At 60.8% G+C, this 24,480-nt stretch carries 24 protein-coding genes and 2 tRNA genes; 10 read left to right on the top strand and 16 right to left on the bottom strand.

Features of this window, described 5'->3' with window-relative positions:
• Positions 1-93 precede the first annotated feature (93 nt).
• The 6 genes from DFO48_RS18430 to DFO48_RS18405 all read left to right on the top strand — a co-directional run bounded on the left by DFO48_RS18430 (position 94) and on the right by DFO48_RS18405 (position 5,271).
• Positions 94-1,647 (top strand): fumarate hydratase, encoded by a 1,554-nt coding sequence (locus DFO48_RS18430; RefSeq protein WP_003061052.1) that lies wholly within the window; start codon positions 94-96, stop codon positions 1,645-1,647.
• Positions 1,648-1,782: 135 nt separating this feature from the next.
• Positions 1,783-2,283, top strand: coding sequence for a GNAT family N-acetyltransferase (locus tag DFO48_RS18425; protein WP_114864389.1), 501 nt, complete (start codon positions 1,783-1,785; stop codon positions 2,281-2,283).
• A gap of 248 nt (positions 2,284-2,531) precedes the next feature.
• Positions 2,532-3,251 carry a hypothetical protein gene (locus tag DFO48_RS18420; protein ID WP_114864478.1) on the top strand — a complete coding sequence of 240 codons (720 nt, stop codon included), beginning with the start codon at positions 2,532-2,534 and terminating at the stop codon, positions 3,249-3,251.
• A 190-nt stretch (positions 3,252-3,441) separates the two neighbouring features.
• On the top strand, positions 3,442-4,026 hold the full coding sequence (locus DFO48_RS18415; protein ID WP_003078210.1) for a hypothetical protein: 585 nt from the start codon (positions 3,442-3,444) through the stop codon (positions 4,024-4,026).
• A 79-nt stretch (positions 4,027-4,105) separates the two neighbouring features.
• The gene (locus tag DFO48_RS18410) at positions 4,106-4,738 is read left to right on the top strand and encodes a DUF938 domain-containing protein (protein ID WP_003078211.1); all 633 of its coding nucleotides are present in this window, start codon (positions 4,106-4,108) and stop codon (positions 4,736-4,738) included.
• Positions 4,739-4,749: 11 nt separating this feature from the next.
• Complete coding sequence (locus tag DFO48_RS18405; RefSeq protein WP_114864388.1) at positions 4,750-5,271, top strand: DUF2199 domain-containing protein; 522 nt, start codon at positions 4,750-4,752, stop codon at positions 5,269-5,271.
• Between the two features lie 122 nt (positions 5,272-5,393).
• On the opposite strand, the gene DFO48_RS18400 is transcribed toward DFO48_RS18405, so the two are convergent.
• The 8 genes from DFO48_RS18400 to DFO48_RS18365 all read right to left on the bottom strand — a co-directional run bounded on the left by DFO48_RS18400 (position 5,394) and on the right by DFO48_RS18365 (position 13,287).
• Positions 5,394-6,272: a TIGR00730 family Rossman fold protein gene (locus tag DFO48_RS18400; RefSeq protein ID WP_003078213.1), complete on the bottom strand. Its 879-nt coding sequence runs from the start codon at positions 6,270-6,272 to the stop codon at positions 5,394-5,396.
• A 217-nt stretch (positions 6,273-6,489) separates the two neighbouring features.
• Positions 6,490-6,867, bottom strand: a complete 378-nt coding sequence (gene crcB, locus DFO48_RS18395) for a fluoride efflux transporter CrcB (RefSeq protein WP_043005880.1) — start codon at positions 6,865-6,867, stop codon at positions 6,490-6,492.
• Between the two features lie 53 nt (positions 6,868-6,920).
• Entirely contained in the window at positions 6,921-7,349 is a 429-nt protein-coding gene (gene mnhG, locus DFO48_RS18390; RefSeq protein ID WP_003078215.1) for a monovalent cation/H(+) antiporter subunit G, read from the bottom strand.
• Positions 7,346-7,624 carry a K+/H+ antiporter subunit F gene (locus DFO48_RS18385; RefSeq protein ID WP_003057255.1) on the bottom strand — a complete coding sequence of 93 codons (279 nt, stop codon included), beginning with the start codon at positions 7,622-7,624 and terminating at the stop codon, positions 7,346-7,348. The genes mnhG and DFO48_RS18385 overlap by 4 nt, the downstream gene beginning before the upstream one ends.
• Complete coding sequence (locus DFO48_RS18380) at positions 7,621-8,121, bottom strand: Na+/H+ antiporter subunit E (protein ID WP_114864387.1); 501 nt, start codon at positions 8,119-8,121, stop codon at positions 7,621-7,623. Before DFO48_RS18380 ends, DFO48_RS18385 begins: the two co-directional genes overlap by 4 nt.
• On the bottom strand, positions 8,118-9,950 hold the full coding sequence (locus DFO48_RS18375; RefSeq protein WP_114864386.1) for a monovalent cation/H+ antiporter subunit D: 1,833 nt from the start codon (positions 9,948-9,950) through the stop codon (positions 8,118-8,120). Before DFO48_RS18375 ends, DFO48_RS18380 begins: the two co-directional genes overlap by 4 nt.
• Positions 9,947-10,312 carry a Na+/H+ antiporter subunit C gene (locus DFO48_RS18370; protein WP_003057261.1) on the bottom strand — a complete coding sequence of 122 codons (366 nt, stop codon included), beginning with the start codon at positions 10,310-10,312 and terminating at the stop codon, positions 9,947-9,949. The genes DFO48_RS18375 and DFO48_RS18370 overlap by 4 nt, the downstream gene beginning before the upstream one ends.
• The gene (locus DFO48_RS18365) at positions 10,312-13,287 is read right to left on the bottom strand and encodes a monovalent cation/H+ antiporter subunit A (RefSeq protein WP_034349476.1); all 2,976 of its coding nucleotides are present in this window, start codon (positions 13,285-13,287) and stop codon (positions 10,312-10,314) included. Before DFO48_RS18365 ends, DFO48_RS18370 begins: the two co-directional genes overlap by 1 nt.
• 224 nt (positions 13,288-13,511) lie before the next feature.
• Here DFO48_RS18365 and DFO48_RS18360 point away from each other — a divergent pair, with 224 nt between their 5' ends.
• The 4 genes from DFO48_RS18360 (at position 13,512) to murI (ending at position 16,228) form a co-directional block, all read left to right on the top strand.
• Entirely contained in the window at positions 13,512-13,976 is a 465-nt protein-coding gene (locus tag DFO48_RS18360; RefSeq protein WP_114864385.1) for a GNAT family N-acetyltransferase, read from the top strand.
• A 49-nt stretch (positions 13,977-14,025) separates the two neighbouring features.
• Positions 14,026-14,616 (top strand): hypothetical protein, encoded by a 591-nt coding sequence (locus tag DFO48_RS18355; protein ID WP_114864384.1) that lies wholly within the window; start codon positions 14,026-14,028, stop codon positions 14,614-14,616.
• A gap of 237 nt (positions 14,617-14,853) precedes the next feature.
• Positions 14,854-15,246, top strand: coding sequence for a hypothetical protein (locus DFO48_RS18350; RefSeq protein ID WP_233506448.1), 393 nt, complete (start codon positions 14,854-14,856; stop codon positions 15,244-15,246).
• An 85-nt stretch (positions 15,247-15,331) separates the two neighbouring features.
• A complete protein-coding gene (murI, locus tag DFO48_RS18345; protein WP_114864382.1) occupies positions 15,332-16,228 on the top strand; it encodes a glutamate racemase in 897 nt (298 codons plus the stop codon).
• Between the two features lie 9 nt (positions 16,229-16,237).
• Here the strand turns inward: murI and DFO48_RS18340 are convergent, their stop codons facing one another.
• The 8 genes from DFO48_RS18340 to DFO48_RS18305 all read right to left on the bottom strand — a co-directional run bounded on the left by DFO48_RS18340 (position 16,238) and on the right by DFO48_RS18305 (position 24,408).
• A complete protein-coding gene (locus DFO48_RS18340) occupies positions 16,238-16,855 on the bottom strand; it encodes a M48 family metallopeptidase (RefSeq protein WP_199407028.1) in 618 nt (205 codons plus the stop codon).
• Positions 16,856-16,928: 73 nt separating this feature from the next.
• Positions 16,929-17,558: a DUF6806 family protein gene (locus DFO48_RS18335; protein WP_114864380.1), complete on the bottom strand. Its 630-nt coding sequence runs from the start codon at positions 17,556-17,558 to the stop codon at positions 16,929-16,931.
• 226 nt (positions 17,559-17,784) lie between these two features.
• Positions 17,785-17,873: transfer RNA gene (locus DFO48_RS18330), tRNA-Leu, on the bottom strand.
• A 99-nt stretch (positions 17,874-17,972) separates the two neighbouring features.
• Positions 17,973-18,048 (bottom strand) — tRNA-Gly (locus DFO48_RS18325).
• Between the two features lie 99 nt (positions 18,049-18,147).
• A complete protein-coding gene (locus tag DFO48_RS18320; protein ID WP_114864379.1) occupies positions 18,148-19,770 on the bottom strand; it encodes a FadD3 family acyl-CoA ligase in 1,623 nt (540 codons plus the stop codon).
• A gap of 3 nt (positions 19,771-19,773) precedes the next feature.
• Positions 19,774-20,841 carry a ferredoxin--NADP reductase gene (locus DFO48_RS18315; RefSeq protein WP_114864378.1) on the bottom strand — a complete coding sequence of 356 codons (1,068 nt, stop codon included), beginning with the start codon at positions 20,839-20,841 and terminating at the stop codon, positions 19,774-19,776.
• A gap of 84 nt (positions 20,842-20,925) precedes the next feature.
• Positions 20,926-22,662, bottom strand: coding sequence for an FAD-binding protein (locus DFO48_RS18310; RefSeq protein WP_114864377.1), 1,737 nt, complete (start codon positions 22,660-22,662; stop codon positions 20,926-20,928).
• Positions 22,663-22,677: 15 nt separating this feature from the next.
• Positions 22,678-24,408: an FAD-dependent oxidoreductase gene (locus DFO48_RS18305; RefSeq protein ID WP_114864376.1), complete on the bottom strand. Its 1,731-nt coding sequence runs from the start codon at positions 24,406-24,408 to the stop codon at positions 22,678-22,680.
• Between the last annotated feature and the right edge of the window lie 72 nt (positions 24,409-24,480).

The following is a 24,480-nucleotide window of genomic DNA, read 5'->3' as shown; positions in this document are numbered from 1 at the left end:
TATGGCTGCAGGAATTGTCGTCTGGACCGATAATCGATGGGTTTACCGTGCGCGCCCCACGCGTACAGATTGCAACCCCCGAGAAGCTTCACGATGACCACCTCCATCCGCCAGCAGGACCTGATCGATTCGATCGCAGGTGCCCTCCAGTACATCAGCTACTACCACACGCCGGATTTCATCCAGCATCTGGCCCGCGCCTATGAGCGCGAGCAAAGCCCTGCGGCCAAGGATGCGATGGCACAGATCCTCACAAACTCCAAGATGGCGGCCACCGGCCAGCGCCCCATCTGCCAGGACACCGGCATCGTCAACGTGTTCCTGAAAGTGGGCATGGACGTCAAGTGGGAAGGCTTCACCATGGGCCTGGAAGACGCCATCAACGAAGGCGTGCGCCGTGGCTACAACCACCCCGACAACACGCTGCGAGCCTCCGTCGTTGCCGACCCCCAGTTCAAGCGCAAGAACACCAAGGACAACACTCCCGCCGTGATCAATGTGCAGATCGTGCCCGGCGACAAGGTGGACGTGACCGTGGCCGCCAAGGGCGGCGGCTCCGAGAACAAGTCCAAGATGATCATGATGAACCCCAGCGACAACATCGTGGACTGGGTTCTGAAGACCGTCCCCACCATGGGCGCGGGCTGGTGCCCGCCCGGCATGCTGGGCATCGGCATCGGCGGCACGGCTGAAAAGGCAGTCCTGCTGGCCAAGGAAAGCCTGATGGAAGACCTCAACATGTACGAGCTGCAGCAAAAAGCTGCCAGCGGTGCAGAGCTCGACGACGTAGAAAAGCTGCGTCTGGAGCTGTTCGAAAAGATCAACGCCCTGGGTATCGGCGCCCAAGGCCTGGGCGGCCTGACCACGGTGCTGGACGTCAAGATCAACATGTACCCCACGCACGCGGCCTCCAAGCCCGTGGCCATGATTCCCAACTGTGCAGCCACCCGCCACGCCCACTTTGTGATGGACGGCTCCGGCCCCGTGCACCTGGATGCCCCCTCGCTGGACACCTGGCCCAAGATCGACTGGCACCCCGACTACAACAAGTCCAAGAAGGTCGATTTGAACAATCTGACCAAGGAAGAAGTGGCCAGCTGGAAGCCCGGCGACACCCTGCTGCTCAACGGCAAGATGCTGACCGGCCGTGATGCTGCCCACAAGCGCATCCAGGACATGCTGGCCAAGGGCGAAAAGCTGCCCGTGGACTTCACCAACCGCGTGATCTACTACGTCGGCCCCGTGGACCCCGTTCGCGACGAAGTGGTTGGCCCTGCTGGCCCCACCACGGCCACCCGCATGGACAAGTTCACCGACATGATGCTGTCGCAGACCGGCCTGATCTCGATGATCGGCAAGTCCGAGCGCGGCCCTGTCGCCATCGAGGCCATCAAGAAGCACAAGAGCGCTTACCTGATGGCCGTGGGCGGCGCCGCCTACCTGGTCTCCAAGGCCATCAAGCAAGCCAAGGTGGTGGGCTTTGAAGACCTGGGCATGGAAGCCATCTATGAATTCGACGTGGTCGACATGCCTGTCACGGTGGCCGTGGATGCCGGTGGCACCAGCGCCCATATCACCGGCCCCGCCATCTGGAAGGAAAAGATTGCGACCGGGGAATTCAAGGGCATTGAAGTGGCTGGTGTGTAATTACCCAGCAGGCCCCGCCACAAAGAACCGCCTTCGGGCGGTTTTTTTGTTCCGCCGCTTAAAGAAAGCAGTTGCAATAGGCTGATGGGCCGAACTGGCCTTTTCCCAGGATTTTTCTAGAACCCAATCCAACCCATGCACATCCGAGCAGAACTGCCCGCCGATGCCAAGGCCATCGAGCAGGTGACGATCCAGGCCTTCAAGGACGCACCGCATACCGATCACACCGAGCAATTCATCGTGCGTGAGTTGCGCGCAGCCGGGGCTCTTGCCCTGTCCCTGGTCGCAGAGATTGACGGGCAAATCGTCGGGCATGTCGCCATCTCTCCCGTCCACATCAGCGACGGCAGCCAGCACTGGTTCGGCCTGGGGCCCATCTCCGTCATTCCCCAAAGACAGCGACAGGGTATTGGCAGTGCACTCATGCGGGCAGCCATCAGCGCTCTGCAAGCGCAGTCTGCGCAAGGATGCGTGCTGCTTGGCGAACCTGACTACTACCGGCGCTTTGGTTTCCGGACGGTGCCGGGCCTGGAGCTGCCGGGAGTGCCTGCCGAGTACTTTCAAGCCCTGTCTTTCGAAGGCCCGCCGCCACAAGGCCAGGTGAGTTATCACAGGGCCTTCAACGCCCGGGACTGAGCCTGCCGGTTTTGACGGTCAGTCGGCAAAGCCGATGCCGGCTAGACCGGCATTGGGCATATCGCCCCCATCAGCAAGCAAAGCTTTTGGGCTTTACGGCAACGCGATACCTCGTCTTCATTGAAATCAGGACTTCTTGGTAAATACGAGACACAGATACCGAGCATGCTATTTAAGATATGCGACAGAGTGGGTATTTGCCTGACACCGTCCAGAATGATTTGCATCGCAAGCACAAGGAGTTCAGCATGAGCCATGTCGCAGCAAAGATGGTGACCGGTGCGCTGGTGGCGCTCTCGGGCTTTGCTTCCGCACAGACTCAGCAGCCATCGGCTGGGCCCAAGCCACTGCCTTCCCCTGCGACTCAGGTATTGGTCCCCCAGGGAGTCTATGCACAGATCGACACCAGGCTGGGGCAGGAGGCTCTTCGCTTGCTGTCGCAGGGTACGCCTCAGCAGCAGCAAGCCGTGCTCGAGCGCGTACGTGCCACGCCCGAGCGCTTTCAACCGCCCGTGTTCTATGTGCTGTCGCAAACACTGTTCAAGGCCGGTCTGCGGGACGAGGCTGCCTTCTGGTTCTACGCAGGCCAACTGCGTGCCCGCTTCGACGCCAATCGCTGTGCCGACGTCACTGCCAGACAAGCGGTCGATGTGATGAATCAGAGTTATGGAGCTCCCATCAATCGCCATCTGTTTCAGGATCTGGACAAGGCTCAGGAGTTGATCGCCAAGGTTGTGGACTGGGATCGCCGCACACCCCACGCCTACGACCCGCACTGGATCAATCTCCACGGCATGCAGGCGGTTCAGGCCTCCCGGGACCCGCAACTGGCCGCCAGGCTGACGATGGAATCGCTGAGCCTGCCAGCCGCGCAGTGGCCTGTTCTGGCCGAGCAGACGCGCACCAAGTATCTGCAGGGCTTTCAGGACGCCATCAGCCAGCTCAAAGCCGAGTCAAAATCCAAGTGAAAGATCGCTACCGCCCCAGGTCTCCATCCCTTATGTAGAAATCGCTTTCGGCTACTCTTTTTGAATATTCTTCCGGCAAGACTCCGCGCTACCTTGATGGCAGCCCCTATTGGCACATGCCCTGTTTGCTCTACGATGACTCAGACCTCTGCCCCCTGAGCCACTGCAATGCCGCTCAAAAGGAGTCCTCATGCACAAGCTCTTTGCGCTGTTGACGACCACCGCCCTCGTCGCCTTGCTGACCGCCTGCCTGGTGCCCGAGCGCTTCTCCGCCAGCGTGGAAGTGCAGGCCGATGGCAGCTACAGCTACCACTTTGACGGCACGGTGGTCAATGCCATGGCAGTGATGAAGCTCAGAAAACAAGGCGTGCTGAGCGAGAAAGACCATCAGGAGCTGGCGGCGCAAGCGCAGCAACTGAGCCGCGAACCCGAGGTCAGGAAAGCCGTCTACAAAGGCAATGCGCGCTATGCGCTGGAGATTGCCGGCCAGCGAAAACCCGGTGAAGGTCTGCGATTGCTGGACATGTTCACCGTGCAGACCGACAGAAACGGCGTGATGACGATTGCCGCCAAACCGCTCAAGGACAAGGAAAAGAGAGACTTCGCGCAACTGGGCATCACCATGAACGGCAGCCTGAGAGTCAGCCTGCCCGGCAATGCCGAGGTACTCTCGCAAAACGCCAGCTCCACGCCCACGCTGGGCCTGGGCGCGTACAGCTGGAAAATCGGCAGCCTGAATGTACGACCCGAGATCAGGCTGCGCTTCAGGCCGTGAAGGCTGTCGCAGTGCTCGGACTTGGCATTTTGGGAGAAGATGTCTGCACGATTTCCCGTGCCTGCCCGCCAAGTCCCTCATGACCCCAAACCTTCCATCGACAGCCCCGCAACTGCCTTTCTCCCAGGCCTGCGAAAACAATCAGGCCGCCATTTTCGAGGTGCTGAAGTCCGCTTTTCAGCACAGCCGGCATGTGCTGGAGATAGGCTCCGGCACCGGGCAGCACAGCGTGTACTTCGCACCGCGCCTGCCGCAGCTGCTCTGGCAGACCAGCGACCTGGCCGGCAGTCATGCAGGCATCCAGGCCTGGCACGCCGCCCATGGCGCGCCCAATCTGCGTGCTCCGCTGGAGTTTGACCTGGCGACCGGTACCTGGCCGGCAACCGCAGACTCATCCGGCTTCGATGCCGTCTTTACCAGCAATACCTGTCATATCGTGGCCTGGCCGCTGGTGCAGCGCATGTTCGAGATGGTTGGAGTGCATCTGCCCGAAGGCGGCGTGTTTGCCATTTATGGCCCGTTCAACTATGGTGGCCATTTCACCAGCGACAGCAACCGCGCCTTCGACGCCTGGCTGCGCCAGCGCGATACGCGCAGCGGCCTGCGCGACTTTGAAGCCATCGTGGCCCTGGCCGGTCAGCACGGCCTGCAGCTTGAACTCGATCAGGCCATGCCGGCCAACAACCGCACGCTGGTCTTTCACAAACGCTGAACTCTTACACCATGGCCGCCATCTTTGCCTACCAATGCAGCAAATGCGATGAGATTCACGAAGGATCGCCGAGCTTTGCTTTCGATGCCCCTGCACCCTACCGACGCCTGACCGAGCAAGAACGCGAGGAATGGGCGGAGCTGAGCGACGACCTCTGCGTCATCGCCCACCCCGAAGGCACGCAATACTATGTGCGAGCCATTCTGGAAGTGCCGATTCATGGCGTGGACGAGCCCTTTCTCTGGGGCATCTGGGTGTCGGCCAGTGAAGCCAGCTTTCACCGCTATCTGGACTCCTACGACAAACCGCCCGAAGACCCGATTTTCTTTGGCTGGCTGTCCAATCTGATTGCTGTCTACCCCACGCAAAAGTCACGTCCGGCCGATGTGCATATCCAAGCCGACGGTACACGCCCTCGCGTGGTGCTTCACCGCAGCGATGAGGAAAGCGATGCGCTGGTCGTCGACCAGCACGAAGGCATTTCGATCGCGCGCGCCCAGCAACTGGCCGAGCAATCGCTGCATGGCGTTTAAGCCAAACAAGGCCCAGGCACTGGCTCATCAAGAGCTACCGGCAAGCATTGATGAGCAACAAAAAACCGCCAGAGGAAAATCTTCTGGCGGCTTCCGGTCTTTTGGGGATCAGGCGTGACCGCTTATCCGTTGTTCCAGCCAGTCTGGTAGAACTGCTGAATGAAGGACCAGGCCTCAGCCGGATCGTCGGTGTAGCGGAACAGGTTCAGATCCTTGGCGGAAATGGTTCCCTCTTCCACCAGCACATCGAAGTTCAGCACCCGCTTCCAGAACTCCGTGCCGAACAGGATCACGGGCACGGGCTTGCTCTTGTGGGTCTGCACCAGCGTCAGCACTTCAAACAGCTCGTCCATGGTGCCGAAGCCGCCAGGAAAGGCCACCAGCGCCTTGGCACGCATCATGAAATGCATTTTGCGCAGCGCAAAGTAGTGGAACTTGAAGCTCAGCCCCGGTGTGATGTAGGGGTTGCCATGCTGCTCGTGCGGCAGATAGATGTTCAGCCCCACATTGGGAGCACCCGCATCATGGGCGCCACGGTTGGCCGCCTCCATGATGCCGGGACCACCGCCCGTGCAGATGTAGAAGCGCTCGCTGGGCGCCTGCTTCATGCCTTCGGTCGCCACGATGCGTGCAAAGGCGCGTGCCGCCTCATAGCGCTCGGCATTGCGCATGCCCCGCTCAGCCAGCGCCATGCGCTGGGTATCGCCGCTGGCCTTGGCTTGCGCAAGCTGCTCGCGCGCCTGCTCCATATCGACAAAGCGCGCGCTGCCGTAGACAACCACCGTGTGCTCGATGCCGCGCTCGATCTGGGTCAGATCGGGCTTGAGCATTTCCAGCTGCATGCGGATGCCACGCGTTTCACGGCGGAACATGAACTCCGGATCGGCGAATGCAAGGCGGTTGGATTGAGGTTCCAGCTCTTTGCCGTTATGGGCCTGGTTGTGCAGCTCGGCCCAGGCATTGGCCAGATCGGTATCGGACAGGGGAGATGAAATTTGCATGGACCCTCGGTTCTTAGAATGCTGAGTGGCACGGGCTACAGCCATCCCTAAAGATTTCGTAGCGCTGACCGCCCATCCGTCAAGTACTTCAAGCTCAAATGCACCTGTAGTGCAGATGATGCTTGCACTATACGCTCACAAAGCTATAGCCAAGGAGAGTATTTCGCCTCTAAACGCTGAAGCAGTTTGCCTCAATAGTTGCAAATGGTCTGCCAGCTTAACGGCTGAACCAGATGCTCCAGCTGAGCATGCCCATGTAGGTCATGAACAGTGAGCCGACCAGGTGCACGCTGGTCCAGCCCAGAGCCGCAGCCAGACGTTGCTGCTGCAGCAGGCCGATGACCTCGGCCGAATAGCTGGAGAACGTGGTCAGGGCTCCGAGAAAGCCGGTGATGATGGCCAGTTTCCAGGCCGGATCCAGCTGGGGCATGGCCTGAAACAGCGCGATGAAGACACCGATCAGATAGCCGCCGATCAGATTGGCGGCCAGGGTGCCCCAGGGCAGGCTGGCTCCGGCACTCAGCCATAGCCCCAACCCCCAGCGCGACAGAGCGCCCAGGCAGGCACCGATGCAGATGGCAAAAATATTGAGCATGGCTGCCAATCTAGCGCAAGACGGCGGCCCTGAAAGCCTTGGGCGGCAGGATTTCAGGCTTTATGCGCCGCAGGCTTTTCATCGGCCTCGGCGGCCTCTTCCTCGTCCAGGGGTTCGTTGCGCACCAGATTGCTGAGCGTGGGCGGCACGCTCTCTCCTGCCCGGCGCGAGCGGAACAGCGCTGCGCGCATGAGGAAGATGGTGGTGATGGGCACAGTCACGGCAATAAAGATGGCAATCAGCACCGAGTGCATGACAAAGCCCTGGCCGCTGACGGAAAAATAGATCCAGGTGGCATGCATGATGAGCCAGCAGCCCATGGTGGCGATGATGGAGGGCGCGTGCACGCGCTCGAAATAGCTTTTGAGCCTCAGCAAGCCCACGGAGCCCATGAGCGCAATCAACGAGCCTGCGAACACCAGGGCCGCCACCAAAATCTGGGCCCACAGCGGCAGATCCACGCCAATGACCTCGGTACTCATTCGATCACCTCGCCGCGCAGCAGGAACTTGGCCATGGCCGTGGAGCCCACGCAGCCGAACAGAGCCACCAGCAAGGCCGCCTCGAAATAGTTGGTGCTGTCGTACAGAATGCCCATGACCAGCATGGCCAGCATGCCGTTGAGATACATGCAGTCCAGCGCCAGCACGCGATCTTGCGCATGCGGCCCCTTGAGCAGGCGCAGCACCGAGCAGCCCATGGCCGCCAGCAGCATGACCAGAGATGCCATCAGCACCCAATAAAACCAGGGGTTCATTCAAAAATCTCCATCAGCAGGCTCTCGTAGCGGGACTTCACAAAGTCGGCCATCTGCCTGGCATCCTCCACCTCCAGTGCATGCAGCAGCAGCATGGAGCGGTCGCGCGAGATTTCGGCCCAGGAAGTGCCGGGCGTCAGGCAGACGATCATGGCCAGGACGGCCAGCCCGTTGGGATCGCGCAGCTCGAGCGGAATATGGACAAAGGCCGCTGGGTGCTTGCGCATGCGCGGCAACAACAGAAAGCGCACCACGTTGAAGTTGGAGATCGAGGTGTCGCAGACCACCCGAAAGGCCAGCTTGAGAATGCTCAGCGGATGGCTGACCCGCACCGGCAAGGGGCGCAGGCCGCGCAGCAGCACGGGGATCAGCAGGCCCAGGATCAGGCCCAGCAAGATCTGGCCGGCACTGACCGAGCGGTTGAGCAGCAGCCACAGCACCAGCAGAGCTACCGACAGCAGCGGTGCCGGGAAGATGGATTTCATGATGTTCTTCATGGGCGGCCCTCCTCTTTCTGAGCCGAGGCAGCGGTCTGAGTTGCGGCATCTTGCGCAGTTTCGCCTTCATCGCCAATACCAGGGGCGGGCTCTGCCTGCATTTCCAGCGCTGCAGCGCGTGCTGCAGCCTCGGGCCCTGCGGCCTCCTGAGCCTTCTTTTCCTTGGGCGCTGGTACCGGAGCCAGACCCAGGACGGTACGCACATAGACATCGGGCGAGTGCAGTGCATTGGCCGCTCGCTGGGTATAGCGCATCACATCATCGGCCTTGACCGTCAACACCACACAGCACAGCAGCAGTGCGACGATGGGCAGGCCTTCCGCCACCTTGAGTGACGGCGCGCTCTGCTCCGGATTGGCCCAGAAATGCCGGATGCCGGCGCGCGTGAGTGCCACCAACGCCATCAGACCAGTGATGATGAGCAGGGCCACCATGCTCCAGCCCAGCGGACCGGCCTTCACACCACTGGATGTCCCCATGCCCAGCGGATTGAGCAGGCTGGTCAGCATGGCGAATTTGCCGAGAAAGCCGGACAGTGGCGGCAGGCCCGAGATCAGCAAGGTGCAGGCCATGAAGCTCAGACCCAGAAAAGCCGCCGCTGCCGGGAAGGCCCGGCCGATCATGAGCTCTTCATCATCGTCGAGATTGAAGCCTTCGGTGGGCAACAGCTCTGCATTGAGGAATGGCGCTTCATCGTCCTCATAGGGCTCGCCCGCATCGTCATCCACGCGCCAGCGGTCCACCACATCGGCAATCAGGAACAGGGCCGCCACGGCCAGCGTGGAGCCCGGCAGGTAATACAGCAGGCCCGCGGTCAGCAGGTTCTGGCCAAAGCCCGTCGCGGCCAGCAGGGTGCCGGACGAAAGAATGGCAGCAAAGCCCGCCAGATGGGTCAACCGTTGCGAGCCCAGCATGCCGATGGCGCCAAAGGCCATGGTCAGCATGCCGCCCACGATCAGCCAGGTACTGCCAAACAGGGCCGATGCCCCGGCTTCCGAACTGAACAGCAAGGTCCACAGTCGCAAGATGACATAGACCCCCACCTTGGTCATGAGTGCAAACAAGGCTCCCACGGGCGCAGTCGCCGCGCTGTAGCCCGGCACCAGCCAGAAGTTCAGCGGCCATAGCGCCGCCTTGATCAGAAAGGCCGTGCCCAGCACGCCTGCTGCCGCATGCAGCAAGCCGCGATCGGCATCCTGCACCAGCGGAATGGCCCGGGCCAGATCGGCCATATTGAGCGTACCGGTGATGCCATAGAGCATGGACACGCCGATCAGGAACAGCGAAGACGCTGCCAGATTGATGGCAATGTAGTGAAGACCGGCCTGAATGCGTGTGCTGCCGGAGCCATGCAGCAGCAAACCGTAAGAGGCTGCCAGCATGATCTCGAAGAACACGAACAGATTGAACAGGTCCGCCGTGATGAAGGCACCGCTGAGCCCCATCAGCTGCAACTGGAACAAGGGGTGGAAGTGCACGCCGGCCTTGTGCCAGCGCGCCGCGGAAAACACCAGTGCGGCCAGTGCCACCACATAGGTGACCAGCAGCATCAGGGCCGTGAGCCGATCCAGCGCCAGCGCGATGCCGAAGGGCGCAGGCCAGTTGCCTGGCATATAGACCGACATGGTGACGGCAGAGCCCGCCTGGTTGGTCCAGCTCAGCAGCATGACCACGATCACCAGGCTGATCGTGGTGGACAGGATGTTCATGCCCAGCTTCAGGCGCTGGCGCTCCTCGCGCAGGAACAGCATCAGCGCTGCCGTCAGCATGGGCAGCATGATGGGGGCCAGCATCAGGTGCGGCATCAGACGCTCAATCCACTCGCTCATAGCATTTCCTGTTCGGTTCGCGAGTGCGCGCCATCCACATGGTCATTACCCGAAGCGCCGCGCGACGCCAGCAGCACGACCAGGAACAGCGCCGTCATGGCAAATCCGATGACGATGGCGGTCAGCACCAGCGCCTGCGGCATGGGGTCGGCGTAATGCGACAAATCGGTGGGCACGCCGTTTTGCAGAACCGGCACCTTGTTGATCGACAGGCCCTGACGCCCCATCGAGAAGATGAACAGGTTGACGGCATATGACAGCAGCGCCAATCCCATGATGACCTGGTAGCTACGCGGACGCAGCAGCAGCCAGACGCCCGAGCCGGTGAGCACACCGATGGCAATGGCCAGAACGATTTCCATTACATACCTCCCCTTGCCAGTGCAGCAGCTGTGGCAGCCTGCACCTCGGCCTCGGCCTTCTTGGCCTCTTGTTCCTGCTCTTCCAGCAAGCGCGCATGGAAGCGGTGTCCGCGTACCGATTGGTGGGCAATCGCTGTCAGGATCAGCATAGTGGAGCCCACCACCAGCGCAAACACGCCGATATCGAAGAAGGTGGCGCTGGCGAAATGCACATGTCCCACCAAGGGCAGCGAAAAGTCAAAGCTGTGACTGGTCAGGAAGGGGTAGCCCACGGCCACCGAGCCCAGGCCCGTGCCCAGCGCAAACAGCAGGCCCGCCGCAATCCAGCGGCGCGGATACAGCGGCAGATGCGCCTCCACCCAATGCGTGCCCGAGATGATGTACTGCATCAGCAAGGCGACCGAGAACACCAGCCCGGCCACGAAACCGCCGCCCGGCTGGTTGTGGCCGCGCACGAAGATATAGGCAGCCACCAGCGTCGCAAACGGCAGCAGCAGTCGCACCAGCACGGCAGGCACCATCAGGTAGCCCACGGCCGTATCGCTGGCATTGCGCGGGTTGAGCAGGTCGGTCTGCAAATCGCCGGGCACATAGCGCTGCTGCTCAGGAATGTCCATGGCCTCGCGCGCCGGGCGGAAGCGGCGCAGCAGCGCATAGATGACTACGGCCACAATACCCAGCACCACGATCTCGCCGAAGGTGTCGAAGCCACGGAAGTCGACCAGCGTCACATTCACCACATTGGTGCCGCCGCCGCCGCCCAGCGCGTTCTCGAGGAAGAAGGTGGAGGTGCTTTCGTAGAAGGGCCGGCTCATCATGGCAAAGGCCAGCCAGGCCATGCCGCCACCGGCAATCAGCGACAGCACCAGGTCGCGCAGGCGGCGTGCCTTGGCCCGCGCATCGGCACTATCGGCGGTACGCATGTTCTTGTCCCGCTTGGGCAGCCAGCGCAGCCCCAGCAGGATCAGCACCGTGGTGGCGACTTCCACCACCAGTTGGGTCAGCGCTAGATCGGGCGCCGAGAACCAGAGGAAGGTCAGCACCGTGCACAGGCCCGTGCCGCCGAGCATGATCAATGCGGTCATCCGGTGGTACTTGGCTTTCCAGGCCGTACCCAGCGCACATAGGCAGCCAATCGCCCAGAGCAGTACAAAGGCAGAAGACACCGGCAAAGTGCCGCGGTCACCCAGTTTCATGCCCCATAGCCAGAGCGGCAGAGCCGCTGCGACCAGAGCAACGCAGACCAGCCACAGCATCTGCCACTGCAGGCGGCGTGTGGACAGATTGCGGCGCCCCGCCCGGCCCAGCCAGGTGATGCGGGCCAGCAGATTTTCAAAAATCTTGCGACCGCTGACACGGCCCAGCACGGGCGTGGTGTCGAAATGCCCGACCGTGCGCTGCCAGCGCAGCATGGTGTAGAGCACGATACCGCCGGCCAGTGCCACCAGGCTCATGATGAGCGGCATATTCCAGCCATGCCAGATGGCCAGACTGTACTGCGGCAAGTCACCGCCTACGACTGGAGTTGCAGCGACAGCCAGAAAACCACCCACTGCCCAGGCAGGGAAGATGCCGACGATCAGGCAAGCCAGCACGAGCAATTCCACCGGTACACGCATCCAGTGCGGCGGCTCGTGCGGCTCGTGAGGGAGATCGTTTGCCTGGGGCCCAAAAAAGACATCGAACGTGAAGCGCAGCGAATAGGCCACGCTGAACATGCCCGCCACGGTCGCAACCACGGGAAGCACGGTCTTGACCCAGGGGGCTGCATCCAGATAGACGGTCTCGGCAAAGAACATTTCCTTGGAGATGAATCCGTTGAGCAGCGGCACACCAGCCATGGCAGCACTGGCCACACAGGCCAGCGTGGCCGTGATCGGCATCATGAAACGCAGACCCGACAGACGCCGGATGTCACGCGTGCCGCTTTCATGGTCCACAATGCCCGCCGCCATGAACAGCGAAGCCTTGAAGGTCGCATGGTTCATGATGTGAAACACCGCCGCCACGGCAGCCAGCTTGCTGTTCAGGCCCAACAGCAAGGTAATCAGCCCCAGATGCGAGATCGTTGAATAAGCCAGCAAACCCTTGAGATCGTGCTGGAACATCGCGCAATAGCCGCCAATCAGCAGCGTCATGGCACCAGCGCCCCCCACCAGCCAGAACCATGCATCGGTGTCCGCCAACACCGGCCACAGCCGCGCCAGCAGAAACACACCAGCCTTGACCATGGTGGCCGAGTGCAGATAGGCCGACACGGGCGTAGGTGCAGCCATAGCATTGGGCAGCCAGAACTGGAACGGAAATTGAGCACTTTTGGTGAGCGCACCAAGCAAAATCAGCACCAATGCCAGCAGATAGAGGTGGCTGTCGCGAATCTGCTGACCAGCTGCCAGAACATTGTCGAGGTCATAGCTGCCTACGATATGACCCAGCACCAGCATGCCCACCAGCATGGCCAGCCCGCCCGTGCCCGTGACCGTCAACGCCATGCGCGCACCACGGCGCGCATCCTTGCGGTGATACCAGTAGCCGATCAGCAGGAACGAGAAAAGACTGGTCAGTTCCCAGAAAAACACCAGCTGAATGATGTTTCCCGAGAGCACCACCCCCGCCATCGCCCCCATAAAGGCCAGAAAAAACGAGAAAAAGCGCGGCACAGGATCAGTGGGCGACATGTAGTAGCGCGCGTACAGCACCACCAGCGCACCAATGCCGAAAACCAGCATGGAGAACAGCCAGGCAAACCCGTCCATGCGAATCACCAGATTCAGCCCCAACGCCGGCAGCCAGGAAATCTCCTGCCTGAGCACCGCTCCATCGGCCATCTCCGGGAACAGCATCCCCACCTGAATTGCGCATATCAGCGCAATCACACCCGCTAGTGTTGATTCAGTATTGCGCGCATTCGCAGGCAATAAAGCAGCCAAAAGGCTGCCTGCAAAAGGTAGGAGGATGAGGTATATCAGGGGCATGGGCGGATCATTCTAGAGGTTGGCGTTATTTTTTCCGCTATAAAAACCTGAGCATTTCACAGACTTTAGACCACCGTTCACCTTCAGTTGATGACAGAAAATTCATCAAAACAGCGGGTTGCATGCAGATAAAGAAGTGCTTCCACAACCGCCCTTGCACGCTGCACCGATGTCATACATCTGCTGCAAACCATTTTTGCCAAACTCAATCCATCTGCCAACCCATGCATGTACGCAGCTATCGTCCCGGAGATGAAATCGCGCTATGGCAGGTGTTTCACGATGCTGTTCATCAGCTGGCAGTGAATCACTACAGCCAGGTGCAACTTGACGCCTGGTCGCCGCAGCAACCGGACTGGACACAGTGGCGTCAGCGCATTCAAGCGCTCCAGCCCTTTGTCGCCATTGGCGACAATGATCAAGCCATAGCCTATGCAGATCTGCAAGCCAATGGCTATATCGATCACTTTTTTGTGGCCCCACAATATGCCCGCCAGGGCGTGGGCCGGCGACTGCTCGCGCATATCGAGCAGACGGCGCGGCAAAACGGCCTGCATGAGCTGAGTGCCGATGTCAGTCTCAATGCCCAGGCTTTCTTCATACATTTCGGCTTTGAGCTACAGCGCCAGCAAATCCCCGTCGTACATGGCATCGCCCTGAGCAACGCGCGTATGCGAAAAACTCTTTGAACCTGGCTCAGATCAAACTACCGGCACCACCTCAACCGATGCAACGAGCATGAACTGGCTCTGGAAACCTGAAACCTCCAATCCGCAGAAATGGCTGATCGTCGTTTTCATGGCGGTGATGATGGGCGCCCTCGCCCCCATTTTCTGGCGCAGCTTCATACCCGATGCGCATTGGCAGCTGCTCGCGCTGTATCTGGCGCTGGCACTTACGGCAGCCGCCGGCATCTGGCTGCTGCGACTCCATAGGCTGGGACTTTGGCAACCGGCAGGCCCCTGGCTCAGCTACGGCCCCATCAAGCGCTGGCTGATGGCCTTGCTATGCACCGCTTTCATGGCTTTCATGCTCTGGCTCAACCTGGCTGCCACCCTGCCCATGGTCTATACGGCGGTCCTGGGAAGCAATACCAGCATGCAGACCATTGCCGAGAAAAAACGGGGCTCGGGCCGCCACGCCTGCCGCCATCAGCTCAAGCTGCCCGAAGTCAACTACCTGTTTTTCGAGTTCTGCATTGATGAAGATGGCTACGACAGCCTGCCATCCGCCCCATTGCCCGCCTCGCTATCCATGCGCGAAAGCTACTTTGGCAGGCTTGTGGACAGCATTCGCCTAGCGACTTCACAGCAAAAAGATGAGCATTAATCGCTGTGCCACAATAGAAAAACATCTTATTTACTGCTGAAACCATCAATAAATAAGCGCTTTCAGCTCCTTTTTTCTTCTCAAGCCGCCATGCAAATTCTTCTGCCACCACTGATGATGATTTCCGCAATGGGCTTTGTGCTCAGTGCAATCACACATTTGGCAGCACTTGCAGGGCAGATCAACGCGCTTGAAACACATTTGCCTCAAGATGCCCTGAAGATATTCACAAGCGTCATGACCATCGGGATTTTTGCCGTCTGGATGCCTGCGGCACTGATTGCTCAGCGCATCAACAACGGCAATCGCCTGCAGTTTTCCTGGAAGAAGGTGCTCGCAGGCTGCCCCACCTGGATGCGCAACACCGCCTATGCGGTCTTCATTTACGCTTTTGCCAACTTTTTTCTCGGCATTGCGGGCGGCATGACGGCCCAGCAACACGGCTTGCGCGTGTTCTCGGGCCACTGGATGATCTTCTACGGCATGGCGTTTTGCATCTTCTTCTCGAGCTGGAACCTGCCTTCCATGCTCAAGACACGCCGCTGCCCGGCCGGGCACGAAGTCGGTCATGGTGATAATTTCTGTCCGGTCTGCGGCTTGCCTGCAGCCCAGGACAGCCCGAATTCCTGATAGACCATAGCCCTGGACGCGCCGCCGGCGCGCAAAGCGGCGCATACTGGCGGCCGCATCATCGCCTCCACCTACCTCTTGCACCATGCCCACTCCTCACTCCCCCATCGGTATTTTTGATAGCGGCGTGGGTGGCCTCAGCGTGCTGCAGGCACTGCGCCACGAGCTGCCGCACGAGCAGTTTGTCTATCTGGCCGACAGCGGCAATGCCCCCTATGGCGACGCACGCGGCGATGCGTTTGTGCAGGAGCGCAGCCTGGCCATTGCGCAGTATCTGCTGGAGCAGCACGACATCAAGATTCTCGTGGTTGCCTGCAACACCGCCACCGCTGCAGCCGTGGAACTGTTGCGCGAGCGACTTCCGCAACTGCCCGTCATTGGCGTGGAACCAGCCATCAAACCCTCCTCTTTTTCCAGCCAGACCCATCATGTGGGAGTGATGGCCACGCGGGGCACCATCTACAGCCAGCGCGTGGCGCGCCTGGTGTCGGAGCATGGCCAGCGCGCCGAGTTTCACCTCCAAGCCTGCGACGGTCTGGCCAGGGCGATCGAGCAAAGCACCGAGCAGGCATTGCCCGAGGATGCAGGCGCCACGGAGATCAGAGCGCTGTGCGCAAAGTACACAAGCGCTTTGGGGAGTTTCGGCCTCAAGACAGGGCAGATGGATACGCTGGTGCTGGGCTGTACCCACTACGTCTTCGTCAAGGACGATCTGCGCGCGCTGCTGGGGCCCGATATCCAGTTCCTGGACACGGGAGCCCCCGTGGCACGCCAGACCCGGCGCATGCTGGAGCAGCGCAACCTGCTGGGAGCCGAGACCGATGGATCGCTGCAGCTGGCCCAGGCCGATCAGATTCAGCTCATGACAACCGGCCGCCTGACGGCCATGCAAGCCGCAGCCCAGCGCTGGCTGGATCTGCCTGCCGCTTGCAGCCAGGCCGTCAACGTGTGCTCGCCAAGCGCCGTGGCCACACCCGCCTGAGCTGCGTCATCAGACCCAGAGCGGCTGGCCGCCCTGATCCAGATAGCTGAGGTAAAAGCGCACATCGAACTCCAACTGATGGTAATCAGGCTCCATATGCGTGCATAACTGATAGAAGGCCTTGTCGTGATCCATGATGCGGATATGCGCCAACTCATGCACACAGATCATGCGCAAGAAGGCATCGGGCGCCTGCTTGAACATGGCTGCCACATGAATCTCGTGCCGCGCATTGTGCCGGCCTCCATGCGCAATCGCGCGCCGCGTATGCAGACCCAGGGCATTGCGCACCACATGAATCCTGCTGTCGTAGGCCACCTTGTGCAACTGCCCTGCATTGCGCAGATACTGCGCCTTGAGCGCATCGACGTAGTCATAAAGCGCCCTGTCCGTGCGAACCGCATGGGCCTGCGGATATTTGCGCAGCAGCCAGTCGCCGGCCTTGCCCGCAAGGAGCCAGTCGCGCACCTGATTCTGCAGCGATGGCGTGTAGCCCGAGAGATAGGGCAATGCCAGCGGCACGCATGCATTCGCCCCTTTTTCGCCCATGCTGGCGCGCGCAGCCCTGTCCTTGCGCAGTTGCTCAGTCACGGCTCCTGAATACTTGGGTGTGGGAATGGGCTTCATGGCAAAAGACAAGCCCTCCGCCACAGTCCCGGGACTGCAGCACAGAGGGCTTTGACGGCAAATGAGCGAAGAATCAATGCAGATGGCGCGGGCGGCGATTGCCGCCATGACCCGAGGCCGAGCCCCCCGATCCGCCACGCGGCGGCTTGCCCAGCTCCAGCGAGCTGACCAGGGCTTCGAAGCGCTGCGAGAACAGCTTGTCGATTTCCTGCACCACGCCGCCGAGCTCTGCGCCGTCAAAGTGACGCTCCATCATGTTGATGACATCCTGCACCAGCAAATCGCGCTGCACCTGCATGATGGCTGCGGGATTGGGACCGACAAACAGCATCTGGAAGTCATCGCGGCTCTGGGCCTCGGCAGGAGCCTCTTCCTCGTCGAACTCGGTGTCGTAGAAGGTCACTTCGATCGGCGATCCCTGCTCGGCCAGCTCGTTCAGGCCCATGCACATATCGTCCAGGGCCTGGCGGAAGTCATCGTCACCACGCACGGTCCAGCACATCTGCAGAAGATGCTCCTTGGCATCGAACTGAATGCCGGGCTCTTCTTCATAGAGACTTCCCTCGCCATCCGTCAATGAGCGCGCGCCGGCATAGGCCCACAAGGGACGCAATGCATCTTGCAGCTGCTCATACGTAACGTCAGCACGGAGCAGAACCTGTCCGTGGACATGAATTTCAAAAGCAGCGTTGTAACTAGACATCTTTTCTCTCTAGGAGTGCAGACCCCGTCAGCATGACAGAACTGCAAGCCATATTGCATCGAAGCCAGGACTATTCCAAGCGACTTGGCCAAGCCCTGACGCCCACAGCACTACGGCATCGCAGTGGCTGAATTTTCCCACCTTCAGCAAGACTGCGGGCAGCAATGGCTACTCAAGTCACAAATAAAAAAGCCCGCTACACAAGATATAGCAGGCTTTTCAATTCTGGTGCCCCGAACCGGAATCGAACCGGTACGCTTCGTTAAAAGCGGCAGATTTTAAGTCTGCAGTGTCTACCAATTTCACCATCGGGGCCCACTTCACCACCGGCGCCGGGCGCCAGCGGGAAGTATTGCATCAGCCAGGCGACCAACGCAATAAAAAAGGGAAGCTTTTGCTTCCCTTTTCAAAATCTGGAGCGGGAAAACGGGTTCGAACCGTCGACCTATACCTTGGCAAGGTATCGCTCTACCAACTGAGCTATTCCCGCATTTCTGAAAAGCTGTGCGCCTTACAGAGCAGACTCGAATTATAGCCACGATTTTCAGCCGCTTTCCGAAAACCGCCTGTCTTTTTCAGATAGTCCTGATCAGGCCGGCTGTGAAACAGGTGCGAGCCTGCTCTTGACGATCTGCAGCAGATCGCGCTTTTGCACCTTGTTGGAGGCATTGACGGGCAGACCATCGAGTTGCAGCACAAAGCGCGGCACCTTGTAGTTGGCCATATTGGCGCGGCACCAGGCGATGAAGGCTTCCTGGTCCAGTGCCACGCCGTTGCGCGCCACCACGCAGGCACAGCCGACCTCGCCCATGCGCTCGTCGGCCACGCCGACCACCGCAACCTGCGCCACCTCGGGGTGGTTGGACAGCATGCGCTCGATTTCTGCAGGGTAGCAGTTGAAGCCTCCCACGATGAACATGTCCTTGAGGCGGTCGGTGATGCGCAGATAGCCGCGCTCGTCAAGCACGCCCACATCGCCGGTATGCAACCAGCCATCGGCATCAATGGTCTCGGCCGTGGCCTTTTCATCCTCGAAGTAGCCCTGCATGATGTGATAGCCACGCAGCAGCACCTCGCCGGCTTCGCCGGGAGCCACGGGCTGCCCTTGCTCGTTGACGCAGCGCACCTCGGTCCCGGGCAGGGCCTTGCCACAGGTATTGGCCACGGTTTCCACATTGTCGGAGGGCTCGCAGAGAGTGGCACAACCGCCGCACTCCGTCAGGCCGTAGGCCGTGGTGACATTCTGGATGCCCAGCTCTTCGCGCATGCGCTTGATGAGAATGGGGGGGACGGTGGAGGCACCAGTCACCGAGGACTTCAGCGAACTCAGATCGAAATCCTTGAGCCCCGGATGCGCCAGCATGGACAGGAACAAGGTGGGCGGCCCGGGCAGGAAGCTGATGCGGTCGCTCTCGATGCGCTGCAAGATGGCCTGCGCATCAAATACCTGCTCGGGATAGACGGTGGAGCCCTGCAGCAAGGCAGCCACCCAGCCTGCCTTGTAGCCGAAGGTGTGGAAGAACGGGTTGACGATCAGGTAGCGGCTGCCCTCGGTCAAACCCACCACCTCCGACCAGGCCTTGAAAGCCAGGATCGTCGGGCGGTGAGCGCACATCACGCCCTTGGGGCGGCCTGTAGTGCCGGAGGTGAACATCAGATCGGCCGTATCGTCAGGCTTGATCCCGGCTTCACGCTGCTGCTGTGCTTCGGCAGTCGTGCCATCGGCCCTGGCCATAAACTGCGCCCAGCTCAGGTCTGCGCTGGGCAACACCTTGTCACCGAGCACCACCACCTGCTGCAGCGTGGCAGGACGTAGACCCTGCAGCAGATCGGGGTAGTAGTTGTTCAGGAAGTCACCCACGCACACCAGCACCCTGGCGCGGCTGCGCTCGAGAATATCGGCAGCCTCGGCACCCTTCATGCGGGTGTTCAGGGGCACCAGCACGCCGCCGGCAGCATGCACACCGCAGGCGGCAACGATCCACTCGCTGAGATTCGGCGCCCACAGAGCCACACGGTCGCCAGCCTGCACACCCAGACTCATCAAGGCACGGGCGGCCAGGCGGCTAAGCTGCTGCAACTGGGCATAGCTGATGGACTTGCCGTTTTCGACAATCGCCGCGCGACCGGCAAAGCGGCTGACCACGTCAGCCAGCATGCCGGGCAAGGTCAGCGAAGACTCGGGCATCGCGTTCTGGTTGGGTTTCGACATAAGTTACTCCGGAAATTTGACGCGCAGCTTTTCGCTGGTGGGCACGGATTGACAGGCAAGCGTCCACTTCTTGGACAGATCCTTGGCATCCAGCACTTCGTTGTGGCGCAGATGTACGCTGCCGTCCTGCACCTGGCACATGCAGGATGCGCACATGCCGGCCTGGCAGGAGTAGGGCACATTGATGCCGGCGCGCAGTCCGGCCTCCAGAATGGTCTCCGTGCCACTGCAGTTGAATTCATATTCCTCGCCGTCCAGACGCAGCTGCACCAGGGCTTGCTCAACAGCGGCCTCCACGGGAGCAGTTGCCTCCTGCATCAGCTGCAGAGCCTCCTCATCAGGCAGGGAGACAAAGCGCTCCACATGCACCTGATCGGCAGGCATGCCGGCCTCGATCACCGCGGCCTGTGCGGCATCCATGAAGGGGCCCGGCCCGCAGATAAAGGCCTGGCCTGCATCAGCCACCCAGGGCGTGGCCCAGGCAGCTAGCTGCTTCTGCGAAGGCACGCCTTGCACGGAGTCCAGCCAGTGAATGACCTGCAGGCGATCCGGATACTCAGCCGCCAGCTGCTGCAGGTCCTTCCTGAAGATGACCGAGCGCTCATCGCGGTTGGCATAGAACAGCACCACATTGCCCTGATGCTGCTTGAGGACAGCGCGCAAGATGGAGAACACCGGTGTAATTCCGCTGCCACCGGCCAGCAGCAAAAAGTTCTGCGACAGATTCCGGGGCGAGAACAGGCCCGAGGGAGGCATCAGCTCGATGGAATCACCCACCTGAACCCTGTCGCAAACCCAGTTGGAACCTCGTCCCTTGTCGACGCGCTTGACGGTCACCCGCAAGGCATCGTCGAGCATCGGGGCACTGGACATGGAGTAGCAGCGAGGCACATAACGGCCCTCGATAAGCAGTCGCAGAGTCAGAAACTGGCCGGGGCGATAGCTGAATTGCTCAGCCAGCGCCTCTGGCACCTCAAACACAATTGACTTGGTATCGTGCGTCTCGTCAATCACCGCGCGCACGCGCAGAGGGTGATACCGCGATGCGGCTGTTGTGGCTTCACTGCTCATTTCTTCTTACCCCTTACTCACTCACTCTTTTTGTGCGACCTTGCACTGGCGCCCCGGCACAAGACAGCCCCCCAATCCACGGGGTCAGGAACTGACGCTCTCCACAGCGCTTGCCTGCGGACACACTTCCTGGGCAGCAAGGGACTCGCCCCCTTCCAGTGCAGCCGCCTTGCCCGCTCGGCGGCCCGAGAACACACAGTCGGCCAGAGACAAGCCGCTCACATAACGCGAGGAAGCCACACCAATGGCGGTGCGTCCCGCGGCATACAGCCCGGGAATGTCATAGCCGGCACCGTCAATCACTGCACCGTTGTCCTCGTTGACCTTGAGCCCGCCCAGGCTCAGGACGGCCAGAGGGAACATCTTCTGGCTGATGGAGATATCGATGGCAAACAGCGAGCCGCCCTGGAACTCATGGCGCATGTCCTGCGACTTGCCCAACGGGTCTTCGATCTCACCGCGTGCAGCGGCATTGGCGCGATCGAACTGGAGCTGCAGCACTGCTGCATCCATGCGAAGCTTTTTGGCCAAGTCTGCAACAGATTTGCCCTTGATCGCGACCTTGTACATCAGCGCCAGCGCGGGCATGGACTGGAAGCCCCACAAACCGCCAAACAGGCACTGCCAGGCAGCCTGCCTGCGCAGCTTGCTATCAATGATGAGCCAAGCCTTCCCCCCCTGCTTTTCCATCAGTTCGTAGCCGAGCTTGGCGCCGTAGACCTGTTCATTGCAGAAACGCTCGCCTTTGGTGTTGACCACCAGACCCTTGGGCCAGACCGAGGGTGGCGTGATGAAGCGCCAGGCCGAGATATTGTTCAGATCCTGAGCGATCCCTCCCACGGATTGCCCCAGTCGCAGACCAGAGCCATCGCAGCCCGCAGCACCGGTCAGCCAGCCGGGCTTGTAAGCCGGAGCATGCCGCTCCAGCAGCTCCGAATTGAAGATATAGCCGCCAGTGGACAGCACCACACCTTTGCGGGCACGGATGTAGCGCTTCTCGCCAATCTCGCTCTCGATCTGCGCAGCTTCACGACGACCCGCCTGGGCACGTGGCGCCTGATACAGGCGCCACTTGGCCACCAGCTCATCGAGCTTCTTGTGGCGCTCGGTGCGCGGATCGCCTTCGGGCAACACCATCACTTCCACGCCCAATACACGGCCGCTGTCCTTCTCGCGCACCAGGCGCTGGACGCGTGCCTGCGTCAATGTACGGGCACCGTGCGCCAATGTGGATTTTTGCAGCGCGGCAAAAAACGTCGCCCCCGACTGCCCCTTGGCCACCACGCGATGACCGCGCGGTGCTGGCTTCTTGGCCAGCTGCGGGTTGCCGTAGGCGGGCACCACTTCGTTGCCCGAGTAGTACAGATACATGCCATCGGCCGGATAGGAAGTCTTGTACGCAGGCATGGTCGATGCAAAGGTAGCGCCCTGTTTTTCCAGCCAATTCAGGTTGGCCACGCTGTCGCGGCTGAAGCGAGCCAGAGTCTCGTCACTGACCACACCATTGACCTCATGCTTGAGGTAGGCAGTCATGGCTTCGGGTGAATCCTCAAAGCCGGCTTCCTTCTGGTACCGGGTACCGCCACCGGCATAGACCACACCACCCGACAGCACACTGGCACCACCGCCGCTGAAGCGGTCGATCACCAGAACTTCGGCCCCCTGCTCGCGCGCCTCAATCGCTGCGCTGGCACCTGCCCCTCCCCAGCCGACCACCACCACATCGCTGGCATCGGACCACAGAACCTCATCGACCGACCCCACATCCAAGACTGCCCCCACAGGATTGATGGTGCTGACATGCTTTTTGAAATTGGACATCTCTGCGCCTCTTGGTCAAACCGTCTTGCCCAGCAGATGCGGGTTCTCGATGGGCAAGGGTTTACCCACCATGTCAGCCACGGCGCGAAAGGCAAAAGTCATGGCCGGACCGAGGGTGGAACCAGCGCCAGCGTAGGCCGGCCCCATGACGGAGGCGGAGTTGTTGCCCACACAGTACAGCCCATCGATGATCCGGCCTTGCGTGTCGAGCACACGCCCCTCTCTATCGGTGAGCAGCCCCCCCTTGGTGCCGATCTCTCCGGGCCACAGGCGCATGGCGTAGAACGGACCTTTCTCGATGGGACCGAGGTTGGGATTCTTGAGACGCGGATCGCCGTAGTAGCGGTCAAACACATTGCCGCCCCGGTCAAAGTCCAGGTCCTTGCCAGCTCTGGCGTATTCGGTCATGCGACGTGCACTGTCCTGCAGGCCAGCGGCATCCACGCCGATCTGGCGCGCCAGATCTTCCAGCGTCTCGCCTTTCCAGTAGACATTGTTCAGCCAGCTCTTGCGCACCTTGCTGTCCGGCACGGCCGAGCCTGGCATCAGCGGCCCCATGGGGTTCTGCGCGCGGAAGCTGGCGTCGAACACAATCCATGCAGGCACGCCGCCATTGCCCTTGGCATGTTCGGCCAGCATGGCCTGCTGGAATTCCGGATAAGGGCCGGACTCGTTGAGGAAGCGCTGCCCCTTGCTGTTGACCACCATGCACCCCGGCAGTGAGCGCTCCACAAAAATGCCGCGAAAGGCCGGCTCCTTGGGAACATCCATGGTGGGCACGCCCCAGGACCAGTCCATCAGCGCCAGCTGCGCGCCCACGGCCTGACCGGCCCGGTGAGCATCACCGGTATTGCCTCCCACTGGAGTTGCCGTCCACTCTGCCTTGGTGGGCTTGTTGAGATACTGCTCACGCATCTCCTGATTGCGCTCAAAACCGCCAGCACCCAACAACACGCCACGTCTGGCGTTGATCTGCTTGCGCTGACCATTCCTCTCGACGATGACACCCGTCACACGGCCCGATGCGTCCTGCACCAGCTCCTTGAGCGGGGAGTTGCGCCACATCTCGACGCCGGCCTTGTTGGCGGCAGTCAGCAGGCCTGCCACCAGCGCCTGGCCGCCCGTCATGCGACGATCGCGCCTGGTCTTGTTGCGCCAGGGGTAGTCCAGAAAATACTTGAGCATGATGCCCAGGATGGTGAAGCGCGACTTGAGCTCGCGCGAGAGCATGGAATGCGCCTCGAAGGCACTGATGCTCATGCGGCCGAACAACTGATTGCCGGGAGGACCGGGGCGCATGGTTTCCAGCGCCTCCAGGCCCAGCCTGGCGGCGTTGAAGTCAACCGGATCCATGGTGCGGCCGCCGGGCCTGGAGCCTTCGATATGGGGGTAGTAATCCGCATACTTGGCCATGGCACGATAAGGAATGCCGATCTGGCGCAGGTACTCGGCCATCTTGCTGGCGGTTTCCACATAGGCCAGCACGCGGTCGTCCGTCGCCATGCCGCGCACACAGCGCTTCATATAGCCAAATGCGGTTTCCAGATCGTCTTTGATGCCGGCGGTCTTCTGATCGTAATTGACCGGAATCCAGATACCGCCGCCCGACAGGGCCGAAGTGCCGCCGAACAGCTCGGTCTTCTCCACCACCAGAGTCTTGAGGCCCTGCTCCTGCGCGCGAATGGCGCCCAACATGGCACCTGCCCCCGACCCCACGACGATCAGGTCATATTCTTGTTCTGCCATACCTTGTCTCCGTCAATCTTTTGTTTTATGGATGGACTGTCGCAAATACACGCTGGCGGCAGCCTCCTTTGT

Origin of the sequence: Comamonas sp. AG1104, from assembly GCF_003350425.1 — a bacterium.
GTDB classification, from domain to species: domain Bacteria; phylum Pseudomonadota; class Gammaproteobacteria; order Burkholderiales; family Burkholderiaceae_C; genus Comamonas; species Comamonas testosteroni.
The sequence above is the reverse complement of the archived record's forward strand: the minus strand, read 5'-3'. Positions and strand labels throughout refer to the sequence as shown.

Bases quoted from the DNA above. Each gene is read 5' to 3' on its own strand.
- murI (WP_114864382.1), top strand. From the start codon at position 15,332: ATGCCCACTCCTCACTCCCCCATCGGTATTTTTGATAGCGGCGTGGGT.
- DFO48_RS18400 (WP_003078213.1), bottom strand. From the start codon at position 6,272: ATGCAAATTTCATCTCCCCTGTCCGATACCGATCTGGCCAATGCCTGG.
- DFO48_RS18405 (WP_114864388.1), top strand. From the start codon at position 4,750: ATGGCCGCCATCTTTGCCTACCAATGCAGCAAATGCGATGAGATTCAC.
- DFO48_RS18335 (WP_114864380.1), bottom strand. From the start codon at position 17,558: ATGTCTAGTTACAACGCTGCTTTTGAAATTCATGTCCACGGACAGGTT.
- DFO48_RS18380 (WP_114864387.1), bottom strand. From the start codon at position 8,121: ATGAAGAACATCATGAAATCCATCTTCCCGGCACCGCTGCTGTCGGTA.
- DFO48_RS18340 (WP_199407028.1), bottom strand. From the start codon at position 16,855: ATGAAGCCCATTCCCACACCCAAGTATTCAGGAGCCGTGACTGAGCAA.
- DFO48_RS18370 (WP_003057261.1), bottom strand. From the start codon at position 10,312: ATGGAAATCGTTCTGGCCATTGCCATCGGTGTGCTCACCGGCTCGGGC.
- DFO48_RS18410 (WP_003078211.1), top strand. From the start codon at position 4,106: ATGACCCCAAACCTTCCATCGACAGCCCCGCAACTGCCTTTCTCCCAG.
- DFO48_RS18355 (WP_114864384.1), top strand. From the start codon at position 14,026: ATGAACTGGCTCTGGAAACCTGAAACCTCCAATCCGCAGAAATGGCTG.
- DFO48_RS18320 (WP_114864379.1), bottom strand. From the start codon at position 19,770: ATGTCGAAACCCAACCAGAACGCGATGCCCGAGTCTTCGCTGACCTTG.
- DFO48_RS18425 (WP_114864389.1), top strand. From the start codon at position 1,783: ATGCACATCCGAGCAGAACTGCCCGCCGATGCCAAGGCCATCGAGCAG.
- DFO48_RS18365 (WP_034349476.1), bottom strand. From the start codon at position 13,287: ATGCCCCTGATATACCTCATCCTCCTACCTTTTGCAGGCAGCCTTTTG.
- DFO48_RS18350 (WP_233506448.1), top strand. From the start codon at position 14,854: ATGACCATCGGGATTTTTGCCGTCTGGATGCCTGCGGCACTGATTGCT.
- DFO48_RS18305 (WP_114864376.1), bottom strand. From the start codon at position 24,408: ATGGCAGAACAAGAATATGACCTGATCGTCGTGGGGTCGGGGGCAGGT.
- mnhG (WP_003078215.1), bottom strand. From the start codon at position 7,349: ATGAGTACCGAGGTCATTGGCGTGGATCTGCCGCTGTGGGCCCAGATT.
- DFO48_RS18420 (WP_114864478.1), top strand. From the start codon at position 2,532: ATGAGCCATGTCGCAGCAAAGATGGTGACCGGTGCGCTGGTGGCGCTC.
- DFO48_RS18430 (WP_003061052.1), top strand. From the start codon at position 94: ATGACCACCTCCATCCGCCAGCAGGACCTGATCGATTCGATCGCAGGT.
- DFO48_RS18310 (WP_114864377.1), bottom strand. From the start codon at position 22,662: ATGTCCAATTTCAAAAAGCATGTCAGCACCATCAATCCTGTGGGGGCA.
- DFO48_RS18375 (WP_114864386.1), bottom strand. From the start codon at position 9,950: ATGAGCGAGTGGATTGAGCGTCTGATGCCGCACCTGATGCTGGCCCCC.
- DFO48_RS18360 (WP_114864385.1), top strand. From the start codon at position 13,512: ATGCATGTACGCAGCTATCGTCCCGGAGATGAAATCGCGCTATGGCAG.
- crcB (WP_043005880.1), bottom strand. From the start codon at position 6,867: ATGCTCAATATTTTTGCCATCTGCATCGGTGCCTGCCTGGGCGCTCTG.
- DFO48_RS18315 (WP_114864378.1), bottom strand. From the start codon at position 20,841: ATGAGCAGTGAAGCCACAACAGCCGCATCGCGGTATCACCCTCTGCGC.
- DFO48_RS18415 (WP_003078210.1), top strand. From the start codon at position 3,442: ATGCACAAGCTCTTTGCGCTGTTGACGACCACCGCCCTCGTCGCCTTG.
- DFO48_RS18385 (WP_003057255.1), bottom strand. From the start codon at position 7,624: ATGAACCCCTGGTTTTATTGGGTGCTGATGGCATCTCTGGTCATGCTG.